The sequence below is a fragment of the Candidatus Pelagibacter sp. Uisw_134_02 genome (assembly GCF_047720265.1).
Taxonomy (GTDB): domain Bacteria; phylum Pseudomonadota; class Alphaproteobacteria; order Pelagibacterales; family Pelagibacteraceae; genus Pelagibacter.
The window spans coordinates 716,657-736,295 of sequence record NZ_CP159813.1 but is presented as its reverse complement, the minus strand read 5'-3'; the positions used below and the strand labels follow the sequence as shown (position 1 = coordinate 736,295).

Genomic DNA, 19,639 nt, shown 5'->3' with positions numbered 1-19,639 from the left:
AATTATGTGGCGGGGTAGCTCAGTCGGTTAGAGCGCAGGACTCATAAGCCTGAGGTCAGTGGTTCGATTCCACTTCCCGCTACCATTAAGTAATAATTTTTTTCAAATAACTTGAATAATTACAATTTCCATAAAACTTAATTGCTTTTTTAATATGTTTTTTTTTAATCCATTTATTTAAAAAAGCAATCTCTTCTATACAGGCAATTTTTAATCCCTGCCTATTTTCAATAGCAGATACAAATAAAGTAGTTTTATAAAAATCTTCAATTGACCCTGTGTCTAACCAAGCCCCACCTCTACCAAGCTGTTCTGCTTTAAGCTTTTTAGAAGATAAATATTTTTTTAAAAGATCTGTTATTTCTAGCTCACCACGTTTTGAGGGTTTTAACTTTTTTGCATACTTCACAACATTGTTATCAAAAAAATATAATCCTGTTATAGCAAGATCAGAGAAAAATTTTTGTGGTTTTTCTTTTATAGTAGTAATTTTTTTTAGATTATTTACCTTGGCTATTCCAAATAACTCAGGTTTTTGTACCTTATGAAGTATTACTCTAGCACCACGATTTAATTTTGAGCAATTAATAAGCATTTTAGATAAATTCTGCCCATAAAAAAAATTGTCTCCCAGAATTAAAGCTACATTTTTTTTACCAATAAATTTTTCACCAATAATAAAAGCATCGGGAAGACCTTTAGGACTCTCTTGCTCTAAATAACTAATCTTAATGCCTAAATTATCTCCATTAGGTATCAATTTTTTATATTGATTTAATTGGCCTTTATTAACAATGATTAGTATGTCTTTAATTTTAGCTAGCATTAAAATGGAAAGAGGATAAAAAATTAAAGGTTTGTCATAAATAGGTAACAGTTGTTTATTAACAGCTTTAGTTAAAGGACTCATTCTTGTCCCCATGCCACCAGCTAGTATTATTCCTTTTTTTATCATTTAATGCCTAATCTTTTAATAATATCTTTTTTAGAAATTGATTTGTAGTAATTTTTATTATCAAGATACCATAAAAAAGTTTTTTTAAGTCCATTTTCAAAATTTATTTTGGTTTTCCACTTTAATTTTTTTAATATTTTATTACTATTTAAAGCATATCTTACATCGTGACCTGGGCGATCTTTAACAAATTTAATCTTTACATTTGTTCCAATTTTAATTGTATTTTTTGCAATTTTTATCAATGCTTTACAAATTTCAAGATTATTAAGATTCTTATTGGAGCCTATATTATAAAATTCTCCTATCTTTCCATTTTTAAAAACTTTAAATAATGCTTCACAATGATCTTTCACATAAATCCATTCACGTGAATTTTTTCCATTTCCATAAATAGGTAAATTTTTATTATTTAGGATATTGTATATTAATTTTGGTATCAGTTTTTCTGGATGTTGATTGGGACCATAGTTATTTGAGCAGTTAGTTACTAACGCAGGTATGTGATACGTTCTAACATAGGAATAAACCAGATGATCCGAAGCAGCTTTACTGGCTGCGTAAGGAGAGCTTGGTTTGTAAGAAAATTTTTCATCAGATCTACCTTTTAAAATATCTCCATAAACTTCATCTGTTGAAATATGAACAAGTCTAGATTTATTAATTTTTGAATATTTTTTAAAAACTTCAAGTAAATTATAAACACCCAAAATATTACTATTTATAAAGTTTTTTGGATCATCAATAGATCTATCTACATGAGTTTCGGCAGCTAAATTAAAAATACCAATAGGTTTATATTTAAAGATAATAGTATTTAATTTTTTTTTGTTATTTAGATCACATTTAATAAATTTATAATTTTTATTACTAGAATACTCTTTTGTATTATAAAAATTAGAAGAATAAGTAATTTTATCTAGATTTATTACTTTGAACTTTTTTGAAATTAATAAATCAATTAGATTGCTACCAATAAATCCAAGACCACCTGTTACAAGAATGTTTTTCATTGTAAAATTTCTACATTAAAATTAAAAAATGTATATATTTAGTTTAATATTTAATGAATAATTTAGAAAACCTTACAATCGTAATAGTTACTTACAAAACAGACAGCGAAATTTTAAATAATTGCATAAATTCAATTGATGCAAATGTTAAAATTAAGATTGTTGAAAATTCAATAAAAACAGAAGAAAACATTATTATAAATAAACATAATAAAAACTTATCAATATACTACTCTGGCAAAAATTTAGGTTATGGAGCAGGAAATAACTATGGCTTTAATTTAGTAGATACAGATTTTACAATCGTTGCTAATCCAGACATAGTTTTTCACAAAACTTTCTTTGAAAATTTAAAAAAATATCTAGATCAAAAGATAGACTTTACAATTATAGGTAGTACATATAATAAAGATAAATCTTTTTCATCCTCAGGTCTATTTAAAGAAAATGAAAAAAAAAAATCATTTTATAATTACAAAACAATGGAATCTCTAAAAAAAGTAGATTGGGTTACTGGATGCATGATGTTAATTAACTTAAAAAAATTTAACACAAGAAAAGTTTTTGATGAGAATTTTTTTTTATATTTTGAAGAATTTGATTTGTGTAAAAGAATAGAATTAATTAAAGGAAATGTTTTTAGTGCTAAGGATTTATTAATTGATCATCTTGGTTATAAAGGGTCATTTGGATCCAACCCTGAAAATAGATTAGAAGCAGAAAAACTCAGAGAATGGCATTGGATGTGGTCAACTTTTTATTTTTACAAAAAAAATTATGGATATTTTTATGCTGTTAAAAAAAATATTGGTAAATTAATCAGATCAGTATTTAAAGTTATTTTTTATACATCTACTTTTAATAAGAAAATGCAAGTTAAATACTCAAGTAGATTTTTAGGTTTATTTAATTCAATAGTTGGAAAACGGTCTTCGTATAGAGTTGATAAAAAATATCAATGACCTGGAAAATTTATTAAGTTTTCTACTTTATAGCCTTTTTTAATTAAATTATTAGATCCATTTAAATCAAAAAGATTAATAGCAAATATAAAAGCTGCAACGTTTCCACCAGACATTTCTACAAGCTTAGCAGCAGCCTCAGCTGTGCCACCTGTTGCAATTAAATCATCAATAATTAAAACTGAATCATTTTTTTTAATCGAATCTTTGTGAACCTCTATTGTTGCTGTTCCATATTCTAATTCAAAATCTACAGAATATGTATCAGCAGGAAGTTTATTTTTTTTTCTAAATAAAATAAAAGGCTTTTTAAGAAGATATGAAACAGCAGAGGCAAACACAAAACCTCTTGACTCAATTGCAGCAATTTTATCTATCTTATAATCTTTTGATCTTTCAATAATTTGATTAATACATTCTTCAAATGCATTTTCATCCTTAATTAAGGTCGTAATATCTCTGAATAAAATACCTTTTTTCGGATAATCTGGAATTGATCTAATAAAATCTTTTAAATTCATAATAGTTAATTATAAAAGTATAAATAAATAATTTTTTGATTATGACAACAAGTAAATTAGCAATTATTGGTGGGAGTGGTCTTTATGATGTTGAAGAATTTAAAGACCGTGAATTACTTGATTTAAACACCCCTTGGGGAAAACCTTCAGATCAAATTTTAAAAACTAATTATAATGATAAAGAAGTTTATTTTCTACCAAGACATGGAAGAGGACATTTTGTTTCTCCATCTAATATAAACTTTAGAGCGAACATAGATGCACTAAAACAATTAGGTGTTACGGATATAGTTTCTGTTTCAGCAGTAGGATCTCTCAAAGAAGATTTACCCCCTGGTAAATTTGTAATAGTTGATCAGTTTATTGATAGAACTTTTGCGAGAAGCAAAACTTTTTTTGATGATGAGATTGTTGCACATGTTTCTATGGCATACCCAACTTCCAATGGATTAATGAATGCTTGTGAAGATGCTATAAATAAATCAAACATAGATTATCAAAGAAATGGTACTTATGTTGTTATGGAAGGTCCTCAGTTTTCGACATTAGCAGAATCAAATTTATATAGATCATGGAAAGCAGATGTAATTGGAATGACCAATATGCCAGAAGCAAAATTAGCCAGAGAAGCGGAAATTAGATATGCTTCAGTTTCAATGGTAACTGATTTTGATTGTTGGCATCCAGATCACGAGAATGTAGATGTTCAACAAGTAATTAAAGTACTTTTAGCTAATGCAGCTAAAGCTAAGAATATGATTAAAAACCTTATAGATATTTTTGAAAAACATATTGATCCAAAAGATCCAACAAACAATTGTTTGGATGTAGCAATTATTACAGCTTTAGAAAAAAGAACTCAGAAAACAAAAGATAAATTAAAAACTGTAGCAGGAAGGGCATTAAATAAATGAAAAAAATAATATTATTATTAATAGTAATAACTTTTTCAACTAATTTATATGCAGATAAGCTTCTTAAAAATGGTTTTCTTAATAATAAAATGAGCTATGAAAAAGATGAGAATATTAACGATCCAACAAATAAAATAATTCTTATTTATAATCATGGTCAAAACAGTCATGATGGCAAATCTTCAGATTGTGTGTGGAAAAATGGTATAAGAAATTTTTCCTCTTTAGTTGGAGAAAAAGTTAAAGAAAAAGAAATAATGGTTTATCTTTTGTGCACAGGTAAATTAGCAGGTGATGATAAAAGATTATGGAAAAAGAAAAAATTTAAACCACCCTATAAAGGAAAACCTAAATTAGAAAAAAGATTGGACGCTAATATGGAACTTATTGATTCATTTGTTTCAAAAGGAGTTCCAAATAAACAAATTATTTTAACAGGTCATTCTTGTGGAGGGTGGATGACAATGATGCTATTGGCAAGATATCCCGATAAAGTAGGTGGTGGAATTTCATTAATGCAAGCTTGTTATGGAAAAATATCTAAAGATTTTAAAGTTAAGGAAGTTGGAATAGATAAAGCTTTAGAGAAGTTTAGAAAAAAAGAAGGTTCAGGACCAGCTGATATGCGACAAGTACAAATTGATGAAATTAAAAAAAGTAAAGATTTATCTGTTTTAGTTTTTACACATCCAAAAGATCCTTATGAGGGATTATTATCTGATTGGGTAGAAGAAATTCCAGGTGTCCAAAGAATAATTATTTCAGAAGATAAAACAATTAATGAAAAAAAATGCTATAGAATTGGAATTAATAATGGTGAAAAATGGAAGGAATCTGTAAAAAAATATCACAACATGGATATGACAGATTGCTTTCAATATTATAATCCAATTATATTAGAATATATAGCATCAAGAATTTAAATGAAAATAGAGGGAAAAGAATATCGTACAATTTGGTTTGATGAAAAAAATCAAGCAGTAAAAATTATTGATCAAACAAAACTGCCTCATCAATTTATAATAAAAGATCTTAAAACAGTAAAAGATGCGATCAATGCTATAAAAATAATGGAGGTAAGAGGAGCCCCATTAATAGGAGGAACCGCTGCTTATGGGATGGTTTTAGCTATTATGGAAAAAAATGATCCTAATTTTATTAAGCAAAGTTCAGAAGATTTAATTAAATCAAGACCTACAGCAATTAATTTAAAGTGGGCGGTAGATCGTATGATGAAAAAGTTATCAGATGTAAATAATAATGAAGTTTTAAAAGTAGCCTTAAAGGAAGCAAAAACACTATGTGAAGAGGATGTTAAGTTTTGTGAAAATATAGGTATTAACGGACTAAAAATAATTGAGGAAATCTATAACAAAAAGAAAGATACAGTTAACATATTAACTCATTGTAATGCTGGTTGGTTAGCAACTATTAATTGGGGAACAGCAACATCACCTATCTATCACGCTCACAAAAAAGGAATTCCAGTTCATGTATGGGTTGATGAAACTAGACCAAGAAATCAAGGTGCAAACTTAACTTCTTATGAATTAAATGAAGAAGCAATTCCAAATACTATAATTGCAGATAATACAGGTGGAATTTTAATGCAAAGAGGTGAGGTTGATATGTGTATTGTTGGAACAGACAGAACTTTATCAAATGGAGATGTTTGTAATAAGATAGGTACCTATCTTAAAGCTTTAGCAGCACATGATAACAATGTACCATTTTATGTGGCATTACCAAGCTCTACTATAGACTGGGAGATTAAAGAAAGGAAAGATATCCCAATTGAAGAAAGAAATTCAGAAGAGTTATCTCATATTGAGGGTGTGGATGAAAATAATGAAATAAAAAAAGTTTTAATTTATCCCAAAAAGAGCAAAGCAATGAATCTTGCTTTTGATGTTACGCCAGCAAAGTATATAACAGGACTAATTACAGAAAATGGAATTTCTGAAGCATCAAGTGATGCGTTAAAGAAGATGTTTAGATAATGAAAGATTTAAGATCTGAGGTTATTAAGTATGCTAAAATGCTAAATAGCAGAAAGCTTTCCGCATTAAGGTCTGGAAATATTTCTGCAAGATTTCAGGATGGTTTTTTAATAACACCTTCAGGAGCTAAATATTCTTCATTGAAAAATAAAGATATAGTTTTTGTTTCCCTTAAAGGTAAATTTGATAAAAAAAAAAGAGTACCATCCTCAGAATGGAGGTTTCATCAAGATATTTATAAAGATAAAATAGAGGCTAAAGCAATTGTACACGCACACTCTAGCTGTGCAACGGCAATTTCTACTCATGGAAAAGGAATACCAGCATTCCATTACATGGTGGCAATGGCAGGGGGTAAAGATATTAAATGTGCAAAATATGCAACCTATGGAACAAGAGAATTATCTAAAAATATTCTTAAAGCTCTAAAACAAAGAAACGCTTGTTTAATAAGTAATCACGGACAGATTGCATTTTCTGAAAATTTATCTAAAGCGTTTGAGTTAGCCGAAGAGGTTGAAAATCTTTCGAACCAGTATATAAAAGCTTTAAAAATTGGTAAACCTAAAATTTTATCATCAAAAGAAATGAATAAAGTTTTAAGTAAAGCAAAAAATTATAAGAGGGGATAATTTTTTTATGACTAAAGTAGGCGAGCACATAACTTTAGATATCATTGGTACAACTCAGGAATATGATCCCTCAGTATTTGAGAGTACTATCTATAAAATTGCAAAAACCGCAGAAGTAACAGTTCTTAAAATTTCAAAATACAAATTCGAACCCCAGGGCTTCACTATTCTTGCTTTGTTAGCAGAAAGTCACATCAGTTTTCATACTTTTCCTGAAAAAGGAATTATTAGTTTTGATTTTTTTACATGTGGAAAAGTAAAACCATCAATAGCTTTAGATATAGTAAAAAAAGAATTTAAACATAAAAGAATAGTTAAAAAAGAATTTAACAGAGATACCAAATCTCTTTATCATGATATTTATAGCTCTTCTGGTTTGCAAAAATCATATGTAGTAAATGATGTACTTGAAGATTTTAAATCAAAAGTAGGCCAACACATTGAAATTTTAGAATTAGAACAATTTGGTCAATCTCTATTCATTGATGGAGAAATACAGGTTGCTTCAACTGATGAACATTTATATAGCTCAACATTTGTTGGTGCAGGCCTTAACCTGAATAATGATAATGAAAAAGCTGCTATAATTGGAGGTGGTGATGGAGGTGTTGCTAGAGAATGTATTTCTAAAGATTTTAGTTTTGTTGATTGGTATGAACTCGACCCAGAAGTTGTTGATGTTTGTAATAAACATTTAGGAGATATTGGAAAAAAATCTACTGAAAAAAATTCTGTAAAATGTGTATGGGGTGATGCTTTTGAAAGTATCAAATCTGTAAAAGACGATACTTATGATCATATATTTGTAGACCTTAATGACGATCAGTTTTGTATAGATCTTGCAGCTAAAAATATGGATTCTATGATTAGAATATTAAAACCAAAAGGAGTCATTACAGCTCAAGTTGGAAGTCAAGATAAAAAGCCCAAACAAGTTGATAGTTGGCTAAATGTATTTAATCATCATTTTGGGAATACTAAATTATCTAGAGTTTACATCCCTAGTTTTGATTGTTCTTGGAATTTTTCTTCATCAATAAACCATTAATTTTCTTTTTAATTCATTAAATTTATGAAATAATATTTATTTAATCAAAGGAGAAAATAATGAATATATTTAAAAAAACTATTTTTTCAGTTCTTGCTTCTCTATTAATTATCGGAAATGTTTACGCATCTGATAAAATTAGAATTGGGACTGAAGGAGCTTATCCTCCATGGAATTCAAAAGATGCCTCAGGTAAACTAATTGGATTTGAAGTTGAGTTAGCTTACTCACTATGTAGATACATTGGAAGACAATGTGAAGTAGTGGAGCAAGATTGGGATGGAATGATACCAGCTCTTCAAATGAGAAAATTTGATGCAATAATGGCAGGTATGTCAATCACTGACGAGAGAAAAAAAGTTATAACATTTTCTCAAGGTTATGCTGATGAAGTGGCATCTCTTGCTGTAATGAAGGGTTCAAGTCTTGAGGGAATGGATACTCCTGCAGGAATTGGACTTTCAAGTCCAAACAGTGATGCTAAAAAAGCTCTTAAAACAATTACTGCTGCTTTAGCTGGAAAAACTGTTTGTACTCAAACAGGAACTATCCACCAAAATTTTTTAGAGTCTGGTGATGTAGGAAAGGTCAATGTTAGAACTTACAAAACACAAGATGAAGTTAACTTAGACTTAGCCTCAGGAAGATGCGATGTAGCTTTAGCTGCTGCTGTAGCTTTTACTGACTATGCTGATAAATCTGGAAAACCAGTTATTCTAGTTGGACCAACTTTTTCTGGTGGAGCATTTGGAAATGGTGTTGGAGTTGGCTTAAGACAAGCTTCTCAATTAGGTGGATCACTAGGTGCTAGAGATGCTGAGCTTTTAAAAGCTTTCAACAACGCTATTAATCAAGCGAGAAAAGATGGCGTTATTAGTAGACTAGCGATCAAGCATTTTGGTTTTGATGCTTCTATGTAATTAATATTTTGAAAAGGCGACTATTCATTTAGTCGCCCTTTCGATATGGATCTTTTAACTTTCGGAAAAACTGGATGGGGAGATGAGTTGTTTTATGCAACTCTAATGACTATTGCTGTTTCAATTACAGCAATGTTAATAGGTTTTTTATTTTCAGCAATTTTTACACCTCTCAAACTATCTAATAACAAATTTTTAAACCTTATAGCAAACTCTTACACTACAGTGATAAGAGGAGTTCCAGAGTTACTAGTAATTTATCTTTTTTTCTTTGGTGGAAGTGGTGCGATAATGTATGTAGCATCAATATTTGGTTACAATGAATATATAGAAATAAATGCTTTTATTACAGGATCAGTCGCAATTGGTATAATTTCAGGAGCTTATTCTACAGAAGTTTTTAGAGGAGCAATTCAATCAATTGATAAAGGTCAGTTTGAAGCTTGTAAGGTTTTAGGATTAAAAAGATATATTTATTTTTTAAAAGTAATAATGCCTCAAATGTTAAGGTTAGCAATTCCTAATTTAAGTAATGTTTGGCAAATAACTTTGAAAGATACATCATTAATATCTGTTACTGGTTTAGTAGAAATTATGAGACAATCATATATTGCGGCTGGATCAACACGAGATCCATTATTTTTTTATTCTTTTGCTGCAGTTTTATATTTAATGTTAACATTTTTAAGCATGAAATTAATTAATAAACTTGAAGTTAAATATAGTAGGGGTTTTTAATGGATTTAAGTTTAATGGCTTCGAGCTTACCAAAATTATTGAGTGCAGCAGTTATAACTATAAAATTATTATCAGTATCACTAATAATCGGTTTATTTATTGGTTTGTTATTTGCAATTTTAAGATTAAGTAAAAATTCTATTATCAATAGATTTGCTTATGCTTATTCTTATTTTTTTAGAGGCACACCTTTATTAGTTCAAATATTTATAATTTACTACGGGCTAGGGCAAATAGAATATTTCAGATCAACTTTTCTTTGGGTTATTTTTAAAGAACCATATTGGTGCGCTATAATTGCATTTGCACTAAATACTGGTGCTTACACATCAGAAATTTTAAGATCAGCTTTTCAAACAATTAAACCTGGAATTATTGAAGCAGGTAAAAGTTTAGGAATTTCAAATAAAGTTATTTTTTATAAAATTCAAATTCCTGTTGCTATTAGGCAATCTTTACCGGCTTATGGTAATGAAATTATATTAATGATGAAGGGTACGTCTTTAGCAAGCACTGTTACATTAATGGATATTACAGGTGTTGCTAAACACATCGTATCTACCACATACAAACCATTGGAAATATTTATTACAGCTGGAGGAATTTATTTATTTATGACCTTCATAATTCACAATTTAATAAAATATTTAGAAAAAAAATATAGCTTTCAATAAGAAGTATATTCTTTAATCTCTTTAATTTTAGAGCCCGTATGATTATTCATCTCTAGTTTTATTTTAGCTCGGTCATCATTTAAAAAGTGAACATCTCTTGATAGTTTTATAAAGTTTTCAGTAAAATCAGAATTTTTTTCACACAATCTTTTATCATCTTCTATCACCCATAACTTTGCATTAATATCTTTTAGTGACTTAAAAAGTGTATTAAGTTTTTCATCAGATTTAACATTATTATCTAATTGATCTTTTAAAATACCATGTTCATTATTAATAAATTTTAGTTTTTTAGGGTCTTTAATTTTTTCTTGTTTAATCTCTAAAATAGAAATTTTATCTAAAAGTTCACCCACAGATACTTCAACTAGAATTTTATTCATAAAAATTTATACTATGTTAAGTTGTTAGAAATATGTCTAATATTTTAGTTATCAAACATGGTTCTTTAGGAGATATAGCCCAAGCTTGTGGGGCAATTCAAGATATTTCTGAAAACCATTCAGAAGATCAAATACATATATTAACAACAAAACCCTATTTTGAATTATTTAAAAAAAACCCACTTGTTCATAATGTTATTTTAGATAGGCGTCTATCAAGGTTTAACTTAATTTATTTATACATGTTAATGAGAACCTTAAAGAAACTGAATATAATAAAAGTCTATGATTTACAAAACTCATCTAGAACAAAATTTTATAAAAATATTTTATTTTCAAAAGCAAATTTTAATACTTGGTCTAGTTCAGAAACTACTCTTCCAAGTAACACTTTAAAAGAAGAGTTTGATAAAAACCCAGTTCTAGACAGGTTTGATCATCAGCTAAAAACTTCTGGAATTAAAACAGAGCACACCATGAAACCAAACTTTAGTTGGGCTGTCACTAACATTGATAATATTAAACAGGAATTTAAATTAGATAAATACATTGTCTTATTTCCTTTTTGTTCAGCCCATCTAACTCATAAAAAATGGCCTCATTATAATGAGCTAATAGAGTTAATTAAAAATAAATATAAAGACCAAACTAAAGTAGTAGTTGCTCCAGGACCATCTGAAATTGATGATGCAAAAAACATTAATGCTGTTTCAATTTTAGATAAAGGGAAAGCTCTAGATATTTCTCAACTAGCAAGTTTGATTAAAGAAAGCTCATTTGTTATTGCAAATGATACGGGCCCAGCTCATATTTCAGCACACCTAGGTGCAAAAGGTTTAGCTTTATTTGGTAAACACACAACTGCTTTTAAAGTTAGTATTGAACGAGAAAACTTTAAAGCAATACAAGTTGATGATTTAGAAAAATTAAGTGCAGCTAAAGTTTTAGAAAAAATATTAATTTAATTTCTTACCAATAATTTTCAATATTATAGGAATGGTAAACAGTATCATCAGTAATCTAATAATATGATGAAATGCTACAAAGTTGGGATCTAAATCAAAAGCTATTGCAATAACTGCTACCTCATAAATTCCACCAGGAGAGAAAGATAAGAGTAGAGTTAAGAAATTGGTATCCACAAAGTATGTGGCAACAATTGCAGCTAACAATCCAAGAGTTACTAGTATTGCAGTTGCAATCAAACTATGGAACGTATTACCCGCAACTTCTTTTAATGATTTGTCTGCAAAACGACAACCAACAGAGGCACCCAAAATAAGCAAACAAAAATTTATACTTTCATCTGGTAATTTATAGGAAGCAACTTCAGATATTTGCAGAATTCCACTTGCAACTAGTGTTCCAGATAATAATGCAGCAGGCACACCAATTTTATCAAATATAAAAATTAATGATATTGAGCCTATTAAGAGGATTAAAAGATGAAAATGATTTTGATCTAAGTAATTAAATTTTTCAATTACTAGAACTTCATTTGTTGAATAATTAACAACAAAAAAGGGAATGACAGTTATTATTATAATTAACCTAATTAAATGTGATGTAGCAACTTGAGATAAATCAGATTTTTCATGTTCAGCTAATATCATTAAAGGTCCTAGTGCACCCGGTGCTGCTGAAAAAATAGAAGTTTTAACATTATAACCTGAAAACTTTTGTAAATATTTAGATACAATTAAAATACTTATCAAAATATAGACAAACATTATTATTGAAGTCCACACCCATTCAGTCATCTGATTGATTAAATTTTGATCTATATAATTTCCAATATGAAGACCAAGAACTATTAAAATTGAACTTAAAGCTATTTTTGGCATTTTAATTTTTATTCCACTTAATGCTGCAATTGAAACTGCAAGCATAGGGCCAAGCATCCAAGCTAAAGGTATATTAAAATAGTCAGCTACAATTGCACTTGGGATAGAAATTAAAATAACTAATAGAAATTTTTTAGAAAATAATTCTTTAATGTTAGAGGAATTAAATTGAATAGAAGAATTTTTCATTAACAAATATTCTTTTATCACTTACCTTAAAAAAGATAGCAGAAAATAAATTCTCGCAATTAGTGATATCTATTTTTTTATTATTAAAATATTAAAGAGAATACTCACCAGTTAAGCAAGAAAAAAAATCAACGTCAAGTTGTATCCAATACGATAACTTGCATTCATAATGATACTGTAATTAACTGCAAATATTAAAAACTAACAATAGAGGAATATAATGAAAAACATTAAAAAATTAGTTTCAGTATTATTCTCAGCAATTCTATTATTCTCTGCAACAGCAACAAATTCAATCGCAATGGATAAAATCCATTTTGTAATTGGTGGTGGTGCTGGTGGTGGATGGGATGGAACTGCTAGAGGTACTGGAGAAGCTTTAACAAAATCAGGAATGTTAAAAAGAGCATCATTTGAAAATATGTCAGGTGGTGGTGGTGGAAAAGCTTTAGCTTTCATGATTAACACTCAACCTAAAAATACAATTTTAGTGCAATCTACGCCGCTAGTTTTAAGATCTATTACTAGACACGAAGGTTATGTTACAGGATCTGGAGTTTTATCTTATAAAGATGTTACACCAATCGCTGGTGTAATTGGTGACTACGGTGCGATTGCAGTTGCAAAAGACTCACCTTACAAAAACTTTAAAGATGTAGTTGATGCATATAAAAAGAATCCAAGCTCTATCAAAATGGCGGGTGGATCAGTAAGAGGAAGTATGGACCATTTAATTGGTGCTTTAGCTTTCCAAGCTGCTGGTGCTAATCCAAATGATGTTGCTTACATTCCTTATGATGCTGGTGGAAAAGCGTTAGCTGGACTTTTATCTGGAGAAACTCAAATTATCTCTACAGGTTTAGGTGAACTTATGGGTGCAAGAGACCAAGTAAGAATTATTGGTATTACTGCTCCTTCAAGAATAGCTGATGCACCGGATGCACCAACTCTTAAAGAACAAGGATATGATGTTCAGTTTGTAAACTGGAGAGGATTTTTTGGACCTCCAAATATGAGCAATAAAGATAAAAAAGCTTTATCTACAATGTTAGGTAAAGTTATGAAAACTCCTGAATGGGAAGCTGTTAGAAAAAGAAATGCTTGGGTTAATATTTATAACTCAGATAAGGATTTTGTTAAATTCTTAGATGCACAAACTGTAGAAATGACAGCTCTTATGAAGAAATTAGGAGTTATATAATCCTTTAGGATTATTTAAAAATTAGAGCAGTGAATATAAATACTACTAAAATTATATCACTGCTCTTTTTTATTTTCTCAGCATTCTATTTATATATTGCGTATCAAATTCAGGTTTTTTCATTTGATGAAAACGCACCTTTTAATGCCAGAACATTTCCAATTTATTTAGGTTATGCAGGTTTATTTTTTTCTGGTTTAAAAATTATTTTACCAGAGCCTAATACCATTAAAGTTGATCATAATAATTTAGAGTACAAGAAAACTGCTATACTAGTGATCATAGCAATTATTTATGGAGCAACTATATTAAAGATAGGTTATTTCTTAACTACCTCTCTATTTCTAGCGTCCTCTTATTATGCGTTAGGTGAGAGAAGGTGGAAATTAATATTTTTACTCTCTTTCCCTTTTGTGGGTGCTTTTATGTACCTTTTACATGGAGTGCTTGAAATTTATCTAAGAGATCCATTTTTAAAACTAATTGGAGTTATGGGATGATCGAAGGAATTTTAATCGGTTTAAAAACAGCTCTTACGTTCCAAAACATTTTTATGGTTATGATTGGTTGTTTTTTTGGAACCATCATTGGAATGCTACCAGGTCTTGGACCAATGACGGCAATTGCATTAATGATACCTATTACTTATGGTTTTGATCCTGCTACTGGATTAATTTTAATGGCAGGTGTTTATTATGGTGCAGTATTTGGTGGATCAACTTCATCAATTTTATTAAATGCTCCAGGTGTTCCTGGAACTGTTGCAACATCATTTGATGGATATCCTATGGCTCAACAAGGTAAAGCTGGAAAAGCATTAGCTATTGCTGCTTGGAGTTCTTTTGCAGGTGGAACCCTTGCTTCAATTTATTTATTATTTCTTGCACCAAGCTTATCTAAAGTAAGTTTATCTTTTAGGTCACCAGATTATTTTGCTTTAATGATTTTGGGTTTAACAGCCATTGCAGCCTTTTCATCAAAGGGTCAATTTTTAAAAGCAATGATGATGGTTGTTTTAGGTTTAATGCTAGCATCAGTTGGGCAAGATTCATTATCTGATATTACAAGATTTACTTTTAATAATATGAATTTATCTGATGGGATAAGTTTTGTTTTAGTTGTAATGGCAACTTTTGCTATGAGTGAAGCCTTAACAATTATTTTAAAACGAAATGACCCATCTGCAGTTGCCAAACAAGTTTCATTGACAGAACTAGGTTCAATTAAGATAAATAAAGAAGAGAGAGGTAAAATGTTAAAAGCTATTCCTCGAAACTCTGTTATTGGTTTTTTAATTGGAGTTTTACCTGGAGCTGGTGCAACTATTGCTTCATTTCTAGCCTATGGAATGGAAAGAAATTTTGTTAGCGATGAAGAAAAAGAAAAATTTGGTAAGGGAAGTGTTCATGGTTTAACTGCACCAGAAACTGCAAACAATGCAGCGTGTTCTGGGGCCTTTGTTCCTTTATTAACTTTAGGAATACCTGGAAGTGGAACTACTGCGGTAATGCTTGGGGCTTTATTAGGATTTGGAATTCAACCAGGGCCTAGACTTTATATAACTAATCCTGAAATTTTTTGGTCAGTTATTATGTCTATGTACATTGGAATGGTAGTGTTACTTATTCTAAACTTACCTTTAATACCCTACATAGCAAGAATACTTGCGGTTCCTAAAAACTATTTAATTCCACTTATTCTATTTTTTTCAATTACAGGAATTTACGTAATGTCATTTAATAATTTTGATATTTATTTAATGATTGGAATTGCTGTAGTGGCAACTTTTATGCGCTTATATGATTTTCCAATGCCACCACTCATATTAGCCTTTGTCCTTGGTGGCTTAATGGAAGAAAATTTAAGAAGATCTTTATTAATAAGTGATGGTTCTTGGACTTTTTTATGGGACAGACCTCTTACTGCTATAATAATAGGATTTACAATTCTAATTGTTGGATGGCAAATTTATAAAACAATTAAAAATAAAAAGATTTAGTTTAGAATTTTTTTATATTCTTCAATAATCGTACTCCACTTAAATTTAGCAGAATTTTCTTTGGCAGTTTTTCCATACTCATGGAATTTATTATTTTCTAACATTAAATTAATTGATGAGTAAATTTCATCTAACTCATTACCATCACATATTAAACCTGTTTTCTCATGTTCGATTGCATCTGCTGCACCTCCATCTTTTCCTCCAAGAGAAGGCAATCCATATTGTGCAGCCTCAACATAAGCAATACCAAATCCTTCAACAGATTTTTTATGAACAACTGAAGGCATGACAAAAATATCTGATTTAGCAACTAATGCATTTTTTAATTCATTAGAGATATCCTTGAAGAACATCACTTGGGGTTGAAGACTTAGTTCGGCTACTAATTTTTTAATATTTTCTTCTTCATCGCCATAACCCACACAAATGTAGATAATACTTGGGTAGACTTGTTTTAAATTTCGAAGTGCCATGATTACTTTTTCATGGTTTTTTCTTTTATCAAATCTAGAAACAGTAATAAGTCGCGGAGATTTATGTTTTAATAAATTCTCTACTTTATCTAAAGTCTTTTTATTTAATTCTTCAACAAGATCAACACCAGGATTAATAACTATAATTTTATCTTGCTGAACCCCCAATGAAATAGCTAAATTTTTAGTATACTCAGAATTAGCAACAATAGTTTCAACATTATCTAAAACCTCTAATACTCTTTTGTTAAGAGAGGTACCTTTCTCATGATTAATTTCTTTACCATGGATCAAGCATATCTTTTTTTTATTAGTTTTAAGATGCTCTAAACTTTTCCAATGATCAGCAATAATACCATCAATTTTATTTTCTTTAATAAATTCATTAATGAGTTGAGCTTTTCTATATTTTCTAAGAAGTTTTATTCCACCAATACGTTCAATAGAAAAAGAAACTTTTTCATCTAAAGTTTTATAATTTTCATGATAATCAGCAAAAACTTTTATCATGTAGTTTTTTGAAAGTTCATTCGCAAGACCCCACATTAAATTTTGCATACCACCAATTTCTGGTGGAAAAGATCTTGTGACTACTAGATACATTAGTTATCTGACCACTTTATTCCACAACCCATGCTTGGAATTTGATCTTTAGGGCCATTGCCAGTTTTAGCTATTTGTTTCATAGCTTTAAATAAATCACTTTCACCTGATTTTATTGGTTTTAAATTTTTTAATTCTCTAATCCGCCCTCTATATTGAAGCTCTAAGTTTTTGTTGTAGCCAAAAAAATCTGGTGTACACACCGCACCATAACTTTTTGCAATCTCTTGAGTTTCGTCAATTAAGTAAGGAAAGTTAAAATTATGATCTTTATGAAATTTTATCATTTTATCAAACGAGTCTTCTGGATAATTAATTGTATCATTAGAGGATATTGCTACTGCTTTAATACCTAATTTTTTTAAATCTTTATAATCTTCAATAATATCTTTGATTACTGCAATAACGTAAGGACAATGATTACAAATAAACATTATTAATGTTCCATTTTCTCCTATAACATCATTTAAATTGATAATTTTGTTATTAGTTGATTTTAATTCAAAGCTTTTAGCTGCTTGTCCAAAATCACATATTGGAGTTTTTATCGGCATGTTATAACAATATATAAGTTATGTTTTATGATTTGGAAGATAAAAAAGTAAAAAATTTAGGTGAAAATTGGTCTGCCTCAAATGCATCTATCATTGGAGATGTTACTTTAGAAAAAAATACCAGCATTTGGTTTAATGTGACATTGAGGGGTGATGTTGAAAATATTCATGTTGGTGAAGGGTCAAATGTTCAAGATGGGAGTATTTTACACACTGATCCAGGCTATCCATTAAAAATAGGTAAAGATGTAACCATTGGTCACTTAGTAATGCTGCATGGTTGTATTATTGGAAATAATTCTTTAATTGGAATAGGTGCTATTATTTTAAATGGAGCAAAGATTGGAAAAAATTGTATTATAGGTGCCAATGCTCTTGTTACAGAAAACAAAGTCATTCCTGATAATTCTTTAGTAGTAGGCTCCCCTGGTAAAATTGTACGTCAGGTTTCCACTGAAGAGACAAAATTAATTACTGAAAATGCTGTTCATTATCAAGATAATTGGAAAAAATACTCTAAGTCAGTATTTTAAGGAATTAACCAGTTATCTTTATTATTCTCTAAATCAAATCTAGCTCTTCTATGACCTTTGGCTGCTAAATAAAGCCACTCCATGCTTTTAATTTTACATTGAATAACAGTAAAGTTTTTATAACCCACTTCACTTTGCTCCATCGTAAATTCAAAATTATCTAACTCAGGTTTTAACCCTGAAGTAGGGGTTTCAGATTTCGTCCCTGGACCATGATCAACTAAATAACATTTTCTACTCATGTGTCCTGTATTTAACCAAGACTGTTTTGTAATATCATTTCCATGATTAACAATGCATTCAACTTTAAGTCTAACTTGGATCTTTTCTTCCTTGTCATAAAATAACATTGCTGCGTTTTTATTTGATTTTAATTTAGCAATTTTATCTGATCTAATATCACTATGGTATTGTACAAGATTTTTTTCTCTATCTGATTTTCTAAGAACTACAATTCTTCCATCAAAGTCATCTTGACCACCACAAATAAATACAGGAATTCTAAAAGGAGACCCTCTATCTTTGATAGCATTATCCAACATTGACCAGATCTTATTTTTAATCTCTTCAAAATCTTCGTAGTAAATTGGTTGCATTATGACTTATTTACTAAGTCTTCTAATCAAACTAGAAGTATCCCAACGTTTTCCACCCATCTCTTGAACTTCACTATAATACTTATCAACGATTTCAGTTACAGGGAGTTGTGAGCCATTATTTTTAGCTTCATCCATTGCAATTTTTAAATCTTTTCTCATCCAATCTACTGCAAAACCAAATTCAAACTGATCATCAATCATTGTTTTGTATCTGTTTTCCATTTGCCAAGATTGAGCAGCACCTTTAGATATAACCTCAATTACATCTTCCATATTCAAACCTGCTTTTTTCCCAAAGTTAATTGCTTCTGATAAACCTTGAACTAAACCTGCGATACAGATTTGGTTAACCATTTTTGCTAATTGGCCATTACCAGCACCACCTAATAATTTCATTTTTTTACTAAAACAATTAATAATGTCTTTTGCTTTATCAAAGTCAGCTTGTTCGCCACCTATCATTACCGTTAGTGCACCATTTTCAGCACCAGCTTGACCACCTGATACAGGTGCATCTAAAGAACCAAAATCATTTTTTTTAGCAAACTCATTAATTTCTCTCGAAATCGTTGCAGATGCAGTTGTGTTATCAATATAGATAGAACCTTTTTTAATTGTTTTAAAAATACCATTGTCACCAAATATTACTTCTCTTAAATCATTATCATTTCCAACGCAGGTAAATATAAAATCAGCACCCTCAGCAGCTTTTGCAGGTGTATCTGCTTTTGAACCTTTATATTCAGCAACCCATTTATCAGCTTTTGCAGCGGTTCTGTTATAAACAGTTACATTGTGGCCTGCTTTTGATATATATCCTGCCATTGGATAACCCATGACACCTAAACCTATAAATGCAACATTGCTCATAATTTCTATTT

Annotated in this window: 23 protein-coding genes and 1 tRNA gene; 15 read left to right on the top strand and 9 right to left on the bottom strand. The window is 29.5% G+C overall.

The features are described from left to right. Positions 1 to 8: 8 nt before the first annotated feature. Positions 9 to 85: transfer RNA gene (locus ABXT56_RS04125), tRNA-Met, on the top strand. Here the strand turns inward: ABXT56_RS04125 and ABXT56_RS04120 are convergent. Both ABXT56_RS04120 and rfbB read right to left on the bottom strand, forming a co-directional pair. Beyond that, complete coding sequence (locus ABXT56_RS04120) at positions 86 to 955, bottom strand: sugar nucleotidyltransferase (RefSeq protein WP_415299456.1); 870 nt, start codon at positions 953 to 955, stop codon at positions 86 to 88. Further along, positions 952 to 1,968, bottom strand: coding sequence for a dTDP-glucose 4,6-dehydratase (gene rfbB, locus ABXT56_RS04115; RefSeq protein WP_415299455.1), 1,017 nt, complete (start codon positions 1,966 to 1,968; stop codon positions 952 to 954). Before rfbB ends, ABXT56_RS04120 begins: the two co-directional genes overlap by 4 nt. A 53-nt stretch (positions 1,969 to 2,021) precedes the next feature. On the opposite strand from rfbB, the gene ABXT56_RS04110 reads away from it, so the two are divergent. Then, positions 2,022 to 2,930: a glycosyltransferase gene (locus ABXT56_RS04110; RefSeq protein ID WP_415299454.1), complete on the top strand. Its 909-nt coding sequence runs from the start codon at positions 2,022 to 2,024 to the stop codon at positions 2,928 to 2,930. On the opposite strand, the gene ABXT56_RS04105 is transcribed toward ABXT56_RS04110, so the two are convergent. After that, complete coding sequence (locus ABXT56_RS04105) at positions 2,924 to 3,451, bottom strand: adenine phosphoribosyltransferase (RefSeq protein ID WP_415299453.1); 528 nt, start codon at positions 3,449 to 3,451, stop codon at positions 2,924 to 2,926. The genes ABXT56_RS04110 and ABXT56_RS04105 overlap by 7 nt on opposite strands. Before the next feature lie 41 nt (positions 3,452 to 3,492). Between ABXT56_RS04105 and mtnP the strand changes: the two genes are divergently transcribed. The 8 genes from mtnP to ABXT56_RS04065 are packed head-to-tail and all read left to right on the top strand — an operon-like array spanning position 3,493 to position 10,377. Then, positions 3,493 to 4,365, top strand: coding sequence for an S-methyl-5'-thioadenosine phosphorylase (mtnP, locus tag ABXT56_RS04100; protein WP_415299452.1), 873 nt, complete (start codon positions 3,493 to 3,495; stop codon positions 4,363 to 4,365). Then, on the top strand, positions 4,362 to 5,288 hold the full coding sequence (locus ABXT56_RS04095; RefSeq protein ID WP_415299451.1) for an alpha/beta hydrolase family protein: 927 nt from the start codon (positions 4,362 to 4,364) through the stop codon (positions 5,286 to 5,288). The genes mtnP and ABXT56_RS04095 overlap by 4 nt, the downstream gene beginning before the upstream one ends. Continuing rightward, the gene (mtnA, locus tag ABXT56_RS04090; protein WP_415299450.1) at positions 5,289 to 6,365 is read left to right on the top strand and encodes an S-methyl-5-thioribose-1-phosphate isomerase; all 1,077 of its coding nucleotides are present in this window, start codon (positions 5,289 to 5,291) and stop codon (positions 6,363 to 6,365) included. Next, complete coding sequence (locus ABXT56_RS04085) at positions 6,365 to 6,997, top strand: class II aldolase/adducin family protein (RefSeq protein WP_415299449.1); 633 nt, start codon at positions 6,365 to 6,367, stop codon at positions 6,995 to 6,997. The genes mtnA and ABXT56_RS04085 overlap by 1 nt, the downstream gene beginning before the upstream one ends. 7 nt (positions 6,998 to 7,004) lie before the next feature. Next, positions 7,005 to 8,045, top strand: a complete 1,041-nt coding sequence (speD, locus tag ABXT56_RS04080; protein WP_415299448.1) for an adenosylmethionine decarboxylase — start codon at positions 7,005 to 7,007, stop codon at positions 8,043 to 8,045. A gap of 59 nt (positions 8,046 to 8,104) precedes the next feature. Next, entirely contained in the window at positions 8,105 to 8,965 is an 861-nt protein-coding gene (locus ABXT56_RS04075; protein ID WP_415299447.1) for a transporter substrate-binding domain-containing protein, read from the top strand. 45 nt (positions 8,966 to 9,010) lie between these two features. Further along, positions 9,011 to 9,703 carry an ABC transporter permease gene (locus tag ABXT56_RS04070; protein WP_415299446.1) on the top strand — a complete coding sequence of 231 codons (693 nt, stop codon included), beginning with the start codon at positions 9,011 to 9,013 and terminating at the stop codon, positions 9,701 to 9,703. Then, complete coding sequence (locus tag ABXT56_RS04065) at positions 9,703 to 10,377, top strand: ABC transporter permease (RefSeq protein ID WP_415299445.1); 675 nt, start codon at positions 9,703 to 9,705, stop codon at positions 10,375 to 10,377. The genes ABXT56_RS04070 and ABXT56_RS04065 overlap by 1 nt, the downstream gene beginning before the upstream one ends. Here the strand turns inward: ABXT56_RS04065 and ABXT56_RS04060 are convergent. Further along, a complete protein-coding gene (locus ABXT56_RS04060) occupies positions 10,371 to 10,760 on the bottom strand; it encodes a DUF6165 family protein (RefSeq protein ID WP_415299444.1) in 390 nt (129 codons plus the stop codon). The two genes, ABXT56_RS04065 and ABXT56_RS04060, sit on opposite strands and share 7 nt — an antisense overlap. 32 nt (positions 10,761 to 10,792) lie before the next feature. On the opposite strand from ABXT56_RS04060, the gene ABXT56_RS04055 reads away from it, so the two are divergent. After that, a complete protein-coding gene (locus ABXT56_RS04055) occupies positions 10,793 to 11,725 on the top strand; it encodes a glycosyltransferase family 9 protein (RefSeq protein WP_415299443.1) in 933 nt (310 codons plus the stop codon). On the opposite strand, the gene ABXT56_RS04050 is transcribed toward ABXT56_RS04055, so the two are convergent. Next, entirely contained in the window at positions 11,717 to 12,793 is a 1,077-nt protein-coding gene (locus ABXT56_RS04050; protein WP_415299442.1) for an AbrB family transcriptional regulator, read from the bottom strand. The genes ABXT56_RS04055 and ABXT56_RS04050 overlap by 9 nt on opposite strands. Positions 12,794 to 13,013: 220 nt before the next feature. Here ABXT56_RS04050 and ABXT56_RS04045 point away from each other — a divergent pair, with 220 nt between their 5' ends. From ABXT56_RS04045 to ABXT56_RS04035, 3 genes are read left to right on the top strand one after another with little or no spacing between them, the layout of a single operon-like run. After that, complete coding sequence (locus tag ABXT56_RS04045; RefSeq protein ID WP_415299441.1) at positions 13,014 to 13,994, top strand: tripartite tricarboxylate transporter substrate binding protein; 981 nt, start codon at positions 13,014 to 13,016, stop codon at positions 13,992 to 13,994. A gap of 29 nt (positions 13,995 to 14,023) precedes the next feature. Further along, positions 14,024 to 14,494, top strand: a complete 471-nt coding sequence (locus ABXT56_RS04040) for a tripartite tricarboxylate transporter TctB family protein (protein ID WP_415299440.1) — start codon at positions 14,024 to 14,026, stop codon at positions 14,492 to 14,494. After that, the gene (locus ABXT56_RS04035) at positions 14,491 to 15,993 is read left to right on the top strand and encodes a tripartite tricarboxylate transporter permease (protein WP_271492753.1); all 1,503 of its coding nucleotides are present in this window, start codon (positions 14,491 to 14,493) and stop codon (positions 15,991 to 15,993) included. Before ABXT56_RS04040 ends, ABXT56_RS04035 begins: the two co-directional genes overlap by 4 nt. Here the strand turns inward: ABXT56_RS04035 and ABXT56_RS04030 are convergent. Continuing rightward, a complete protein-coding gene (locus ABXT56_RS04030) occupies positions 15,990 to 17,072 on the bottom strand; it encodes a glycosyltransferase family 4 protein (protein ID WP_415299439.1) in 1,083 nt (360 codons plus the stop codon). The two genes, ABXT56_RS04035 and ABXT56_RS04030, sit on opposite strands and share 4 nt — an antisense overlap. Then, positions 17,072 to 17,626 (bottom strand): thioredoxin family protein, encoded by a 555-nt coding sequence (locus ABXT56_RS04025; RefSeq protein WP_415299438.1) that lies wholly within the window; start codon positions 17,624 to 17,626, stop codon positions 17,072 to 17,074. Before ABXT56_RS04025 ends, ABXT56_RS04030 begins: the two co-directional genes overlap by 1 nt. Before the next feature lie 20 nt (positions 17,627 to 17,646). Here ABXT56_RS04025 and ABXT56_RS04020 point away from each other — a divergent pair, with 20 nt between their 5' ends. Then, a complete protein-coding gene (locus ABXT56_RS04020; RefSeq protein ID WP_415299437.1) occupies positions 17,647 to 18,159 on the top strand; it encodes a gamma carbonic anhydrase family protein in 513 nt (170 codons plus the stop codon). Here the strand turns inward: ABXT56_RS04020 and ABXT56_RS04015 are convergent. Beyond that, entirely contained in the window at positions 18,156 to 18,755 is a 600-nt protein-coding gene (locus tag ABXT56_RS04015; RefSeq protein ID WP_415299436.1) for a flavin-binding protein, read from the bottom strand. The two genes, ABXT56_RS04020 and ABXT56_RS04015, sit on opposite strands and share 4 nt — an antisense overlap. A gap of 6 nt (positions 18,756 to 18,761) precedes the next feature. Next, positions 18,762 to 19,628 (bottom strand): NAD(P)-dependent oxidoreductase, encoded by an 867-nt coding sequence (locus ABXT56_RS04010; protein WP_415299435.1) that lies wholly within the window; start codon positions 19,626 to 19,628, stop codon positions 18,762 to 18,764. Between the last annotated feature and the right edge of the window lie 11 nt (positions 19,629 to 19,639).

Excerpts from the sequence above, each read along its gene's own strand:
- ABXT56_RS04120 (WP_415299456.1), bottom strand. The coding sequence starts at position 955 with ATGATAAAAAAAGGAATAATACTAGCTGGTGGCATGGGGACAAGAATG.
- rfbB (WP_415299455.1), bottom strand. The coding sequence starts at position 1,968 with ATGAAAAACATTCTTGTAACAGGTGGTCTTGGATTTATTGGTAGCAAT.
- ABXT56_RS04110 (WP_415299454.1), top strand. The coding sequence starts at position 2,022 with ATGAATAATTTAGAAAACCTTACAATCGTAATAGTTACTTACAAAACA.
- ABXT56_RS04105 (WP_415299453.1), bottom strand. The coding sequence starts at position 3,451 with ATGAATTTAAAAGATTTTATTAGATCAATTCCAGATTATCCGAAAAAA.
- mtnP (WP_415299452.1), top strand. The coding sequence starts at position 3,493 with ATGACAACAAGTAAATTAGCAATTATTGGTGGGAGTGGTCTTTATGAT.
- ABXT56_RS04095 (WP_415299451.1), top strand. The coding sequence starts at position 4,362 with ATGAAAAAAATAATATTATTATTAATAGTAATAACTTTTTCAACTAAT.
- mtnA (WP_415299450.1), top strand. The coding sequence starts at position 5,289 with ATGAAAATAGAGGGAAAAGAATATCGTACAATTTGGTTTGATGAAAAA.
- ABXT56_RS04085 (WP_415299449.1), top strand. The coding sequence starts at position 6,365 with ATGAAAGATTTAAGATCTGAGGTTATTAAGTATGCTAAAATGCTAAAT.
- speD (WP_415299448.1), top strand. The coding sequence starts at position 7,005 with ATGACTAAAGTAGGCGAGCACATAACTTTAGATATCATTGGTACAACT.
- ABXT56_RS04075 (WP_415299447.1), top strand. The coding sequence starts at position 8,105 with ATGAATATATTTAAAAAAACTATTTTTTCAGTTCTTGCTTCTCTATTA.
- ABXT56_RS04070 (WP_415299446.1), top strand. The coding sequence starts at position 9,011 with ATGGATCTTTTAACTTTCGGAAAAACTGGATGGGGAGATGAGTTGTTT.
- ABXT56_RS04065 (WP_415299445.1), top strand. The coding sequence starts at position 9,703 with ATGGATTTAAGTTTAATGGCTTCGAGCTTACCAAAATTATTGAGTGCA.
- ABXT56_RS04060 (WP_415299444.1), bottom strand. The coding sequence starts at position 10,760 with ATGAATAAAATTCTAGTTGAAGTATCTGTGGGTGAACTTTTAGATAAA.
- ABXT56_RS04055 (WP_415299443.1), top strand. The coding sequence starts at position 10,793 with ATGTCTAATATTTTAGTTATCAAACATGGTTCTTTAGGAGATATAGCC.
- ABXT56_RS04050 (WP_415299442.1), bottom strand. The coding sequence starts at position 12,793 with ATGAAAAATTCTTCTATTCAATTTAATTCCTCTAACATTAAAGAATTA.
- ABXT56_RS04045 (WP_415299441.1), top strand. The coding sequence starts at position 13,014 with ATGAAAAACATTAAAAAATTAGTTTCAGTATTATTCTCAGCAATTCTA.
- ABXT56_RS04035 (WP_271492753.1), top strand. The coding sequence starts at position 14,491 with ATGATCGAAGGAATTTTAATCGGTTTAAAAACAGCTCTTACGTTCCAA.
- ABXT56_RS04030 (WP_415299439.1), bottom strand. The coding sequence starts at position 17,072 with ATGTATCTAGTAGTCACAAGATCTTTTCCACCAGAAATTGGTGGTATG.
- ABXT56_RS04025 (WP_415299438.1), bottom strand. The coding sequence starts at position 17,626 with ATGCCGATAAAAACTCCAATATGTGATTTTGGACAAGCAGCTAAAAGC.
- ABXT56_RS04020 (WP_415299437.1), top strand. The coding sequence starts at position 17,647 with ATGTTTTATGATTTGGAAGATAAAAAAGTAAAAAATTTAGGTGAAAAT.
- ABXT56_RS04015 (WP_415299436.1), bottom strand. The coding sequence starts at position 18,755 with ATGCAACCAATTTACTACGAAGATTTTGAAGAGATTAAAAATAAGATC.
- ABXT56_RS04010 (WP_415299435.1), bottom strand. The coding sequence starts at position 19,628 with ATGAGCAATGTTGCATTTATAGGTTTAGGTGTCATGGGTTATCCAATG.